This window comes from Moorena sp. SIO3I6 (genome assembly GCF_010672095.1).
On sequence record NZ_JAAHHU010000324.1, the window covers coordinates 1 to 4,866 of the forward strand.

General features: G+C 42.5%; 4 protein-coding genes. 2 read left to right on the top strand and 2 right to left on the bottom strand.

What is annotated here, in order from left to right; genetic code table 11:
- A partial coding sequence (locus F6K49_RS35165) for a DUF29 domain-containing protein (RefSeq protein ID WP_293104207.1) occupies positions 1–440 on the bottom strand: 440 nt, incomplete at its 3' end.
- Positions 441–994: 554 nt separating this feature from the next.
- Positions 995–1,381 (bottom strand): VOC family protein, encoded by a 387-nt coding sequence (locus F6K49_RS35170; protein ID WP_293104211.1) that lies wholly within the window; start codon positions 1,379–1,381, stop codon positions 995–997.
- Positions 1,382–1,546: 165 nt separating this feature from the next.
- Here F6K49_RS35170 and F6K49_RS35175 point away from each other — a divergent pair, with 165 nt between their 5' ends.
- The gene (locus tag F6K49_RS35175; RefSeq protein WP_293104214.1) at positions 1,547–3,016 is read left to right on the top strand and encodes a TldD/PmbA family protein; all 1,470 of its coding nucleotides are present in this window, start codon (positions 1,547–1,549) and stop codon (positions 3,014–3,016) included.
- A gap of 184 nt (positions 3,017–3,200) precedes the next feature.
- Complete coding sequence (locus F6K49_RS35180; protein WP_293104217.1) at positions 3,201–4,541, top strand: TldD/PmbA family protein; 1,341 nt, start codon at positions 3,201–3,203, stop codon at positions 4,539–4,541.
- The last annotated feature ends 325 nt before the right edge of the window (positions 4,542–4,866 follow it).

Genomic DNA, 4,866 nt, shown 5'->3' on the forward strand with positions numbered 1-4,866 from the left:
AGCCAATCTTGATCTAATAATTGTTCGAGAGCATAGGGACAGTCTTCAGGAAATTGAATCATCATAGCGGTTTTTTTTCTGACATATTTTAAGGCTTTTTTATAAACTTTGGCTTGATTTTCTTGTAAATGATTGCGGAGGTTTTGAGTTAAATACTCCTCAAGTTGGGTTCTAAAGCTCATAATTTCCGCTTGCCAATGGTTCGCGTTATAGTCATATTGCTCTTGCCAATAGTTCAGGAGTAATAAATGTCGGATAATTTGTTCTAAAAAACTTTCAACTGTTAATTTATCTCGACGACTCAATCCTTCTAATTCCTCAATTAAATGCTCTATGTCGAGATTTACTAGTCGTTTTTCTTTTAGGAGTTTCAGAGTTTCTAATAACCATTTTTCATTATCAACATCATACAGAGAATATAGATCACTTGTTTTAGTCATAGCTGTTCTCAAGCTAGTAAGGAGTTTTTGGGTTTTAGGGAACAGGGAACAGGGAACAGGGAGCAGGGAGCAGTAAAGTCAAAAGAGGGAAGAAGTAAAAAAATATTTGTACCTCATTAGGCTAAAAACAGCTATACTTATTTTGTTACCTTCCATTAGCGTCTTTAGATTGTCCAATTAGAGGATATCTGAAAAGTTTTTTGATACTGAATTTTGCCCCCCTAGCCCCCCAACTTTGGGGGAAGAGTCAATTTGCTTCTAAAAGTCCCCCGACCGAGGGATTGCTCGCTCGGGGGACCAACGGGGGCTTGGATGTAGCAAATGAGACTTCTCAGACAACCTCTTAGATTATCGATGTAGCTATCCCAAGACATTTTCTTTAGTTTCCTTGAAAATTTTACTTCTTAGGAAATTATACAATATTTTAACTTCCCATCCTGGGAGGGGTTAGGGGTGGGTTACTATTATAAATGAACTGCTCCCTGCTCCCGATTCCCGATTCCCGATTCCCGATTCCCGATTCCCGATTCCCGATTCCCGATTCCCGATTCCATTTAACTTTCATACATTTCTAACGGCAATCCATCTGGGTCTTGAAAAAACGTAAATCGCTTCCCAGTATGCTCATCAATTCTAATCCTTTCTACATCCACACCCTTGGATTTGATATAATTCACCGACGCTTGAATATCATCTACTTGAAATGCTAAATGTCTCAATCCGCAAGCTTCAGGACGACTAACTCGTTCAGGAGGATTAGGAAAGGAAAATAACTCAATCCTATCCCCATCACCCACTTGTAAATCCAATTTATAAGACTTTCTCGCAGCTCGGAAGGTTTCTTCACTAATCGAAAACCCTAAAATATCCACATAAAACTGTTTCGATTTTTCATAATCTGAGCAAATAATCGCTACATGGTGAAATCCTTTAGTCTTCATAAAAATAATCTGAAATTAAGTAAGAGATGAATAATTTTAAATCAAGAAAGCTCATCCCCCATAGTATAGAACCAGATTCAACCAACTTTTGAGGATTTTGCTAGACTGGCAGATATAAAACCCATCATCAAAAGGATATATATCCAAAGGATAAGGAAATTATATATGCCCCCAACCCTACTTCTATCCAAAGAACTACCTACTCTGGAATACCAATCCACATCCTCAAGCTTTGATGAAAGCTGGAGAGCTCCCCTTTCCACCCTCCTGGGATTAGGACGAGCAGCTGGTGCTGATTTCATTGAGTTTTTCCTAGAACGGGTCAACTACATCAGCTGTCTTGCCGAAGATGATGCCATTACTAGCATTTCTCCCCGCCTTACCTCTGGTGCTGGTATCCGAGTGTTTCGGGGTAAGTCAGATTGCTATGTTAGCACTAATGACCTATCCTTTTCGGGGCTAAAAGCGGCTTTGGAGAAAGCCCTGTCGATTCAAGGGCTGGAATTACCTACCCCTAATGCCTTTATCCCAGAAACTAACCTGGAACTGTTGCGGGATTACGCTACTGCTAAAGGCAAAGACACTTGGCTATCCGGTTGCAGTTCGATGGCAGAAATGGGAGAAGTACTCCTGGATGCCAATGGGGCACTCCAGCGCAAGGCTAGCCATGTCCAATCCCGACGGGCTGTTTATTTCCGGGATTGGCAGGAAGTTCTGGTAGCAGCTAGTGATGGCACCTTTGCCAGAGATATTCGTTTAACTCAGTCTGTGGGATATAACCTGCTATGTGCTGATGGCGACCATCGCTCTTCCATTGGCAAGCGTGCTGGTAGTACCGGTAACCCAGAGTTTCTAAGAGCCTGGGATTATAATGGTACTGCTGAGGAAGTTGCTGAATCCGCTGGTAAGATGCTCTATGCGGATTACGTAGAGTCTGGTACTTACCCGATTATCATGGCGAATTCCTTTGGTGGGGTAATTTTCCATGAAGCCTGTGGACACCTGTTGGAAACGACCCAGATTGAGCGGAAAACTACTCCGTTTGCTGACAAAAAAGGCGAGAAGATTGCTAACGAAAGCCTTACTGCCTGGGATGAAGGGTTATCTGACAATGCCTTTGGAACCATTGATATGGATGATGAGGGCATGCCAGCCCAAAGAACTCTGTTGATAGAAAATGGCATACTGAAGAATTTTATCGCCGACCGGGCAGGGTCTCAGCTGACTGGACACCCCAGAACAGGTAGTGGCCGCCGTCAGAATTATGCCTATGCTGCTGCTTCACGGATGCGCAATACCTACATTGCTCCTGGTGATTACGAGGTAGAGGATTTATTTGCTTCTATCGATAAAGGCATTTACTGCAAGCGGATGGGCGGTGGTAGTGTTGGTGCTACTGGGGAATTTAACTTTGGTGTCGATGAAGCCTATTTGATTGAAAATGGCAAACTCACTAAACCGCTGAAAGGGGCAATTCTGATTGGGGAAGCTAAGGAAATTATGAATAAGATTTCCATGTGTTCCAAAGACTTAGGATTAGCCGCTGGTTTCTGTGGTTCCATTAGCGGCAGTGTTTATGTCACCGTCGGTCAACCTCATATCAAGGTAGATTCGATTACGGTTGGTGGACGGTAAGTTACCCCAGCAGCCAGGCTTTGGGACTAGTGTTAGACTATCATCTCCGGTTGAAGACTTATCATTCTTGGTTGTTAGTAAATTAACAATTAACTAACAATTAAGCTGAATCCGAAGCGATTAACCGGATTTGATATCATGCCTCTTTTTTTTTGTTAACCCAACATTCAAAATTTAAGATAACATGACCAAGATTAATGAGATAGCTGATTCGGCGATTGCGATCGCTAAACGCCTGGGAATTGAAAAATTCGATATTTATGGCTCTGCAGTAGATGAAGCTGGTGTTCAAGTAGACCAGGGTGAGCCAAAACAGGTTGAGGCATCTAATCGCTCTGGTGTAACTGTACGGGTTTGGAATCAAGACCAGAAAGTAGGCATTACTTCAACTACTGATACAAACCCAACTGGGTTGGAACTAGCCTTAAAAACCGCTTATGAGGCGAGTAGTTTTGGGGTGAAGGAAAACGCCCCAGACTTTAGCCCTGAGTCAACAGTATCGATTCCAGAGATTCCCAATAATCAAGTGCCTCAACAGCCAGTATCTAAATTAGTAGAAACCCTACTGGATTCAGAGAAAAAGTTACTGGACGCTCACTCAGCTATTGCCGGAGTTCCTTACAATGGACTATCTCAACGGGATGTTGAGCGCTTTTATCTCAATAGTGATGGGGCATTGCGCCAGCAAGCTAGCTCTTCTGCTTCCATTTATCTTTATACCAAAACTGAGGAAGAAGGGAAAAAGCCCCGTAGTGCTGGTGCCTATAAGATTAGTCAAGGTTTAGAAACTCTGGATATTCAGACTTGTCTGCAAGAAGCTGCTGAGAAAACCATCAGTCACTTGAACTATGAGAAAGTTAAGTCCGGAAAATATCGGGTAGTGTTCTCTCCCGAAGCTTTCCTGAGTCTACTGAATGCTTTTTCTAATTTATTTAATGCTCAAAATATTCTAGACAAGCAAAGCCTCTCGACTCCAGAGTCTCTAGGTACTCCAATTGCTTCTCCTTTGCTTTCTGTCTGTGATGATGAGCTACATCCAAAGAATGTGGCACCGGTCTATTTTGATGGAGAAGGAACACCTACTCGTCGAGTACCGATAATTACAGAAGGGGTGTTAAGCAATTTTCTGCACAGTGCTGGCAGCGCCAAACGCCTGAATGCTAAACCAACAGGTCATGCCAATATGGGGGCAAAAGTTACAGTTAGCCCTAATTTCTATCATGTTTTTCCTGGTCAATCTGCTGAACAAGAGTACAGCTTGGAGCAAGCCGAAAATGTGATTTGGATTGATGAGGTGAATGCGCTTCATGCGGGAGTTAAAGCACTCGAAGGTTCCTTTTCTCTACCCTTTGATGGTTGGATGGTGAATCAGGGAGAATTAACTAGTATTGATTCCGCGACCGTAGCCGGAGATTTTCGGGAACTGCTGAAATCCATTATTTATGTGGAAAAAGAGCCTGAGTTTACCTCTGGTGGAGTGTGTCCAAAAATCTGGGTTGATGGTTTGTCCATTACTGGGGATTGAAGGTTAAGAGGTTGAAGGTTGAAGGTTGAAGGTTGAAGGTTGAAGGTTGAAGGTTATTTGGTTGAAGGTTGAAGGTTGATTGGTAAAAAGTAAAAGTTAGTCAGCTTTTTAAGCATTCAGCTATCAGCTGAATGCTTATTTGTTTGATATTAACTACCCTGCTAAACTGTCGCGCATTTAAATTGGTTATTACCTATTATATCAAATCCGGTTAAATAGTTATCGTTAAGCCTTGGCTGCCTGCCACCAATGAAAATGGGTCAGACCACGAATGAAGTCGCACTGCTTGAGTAAAACACAACAGCGAGCGCAAATTATCTGCTCC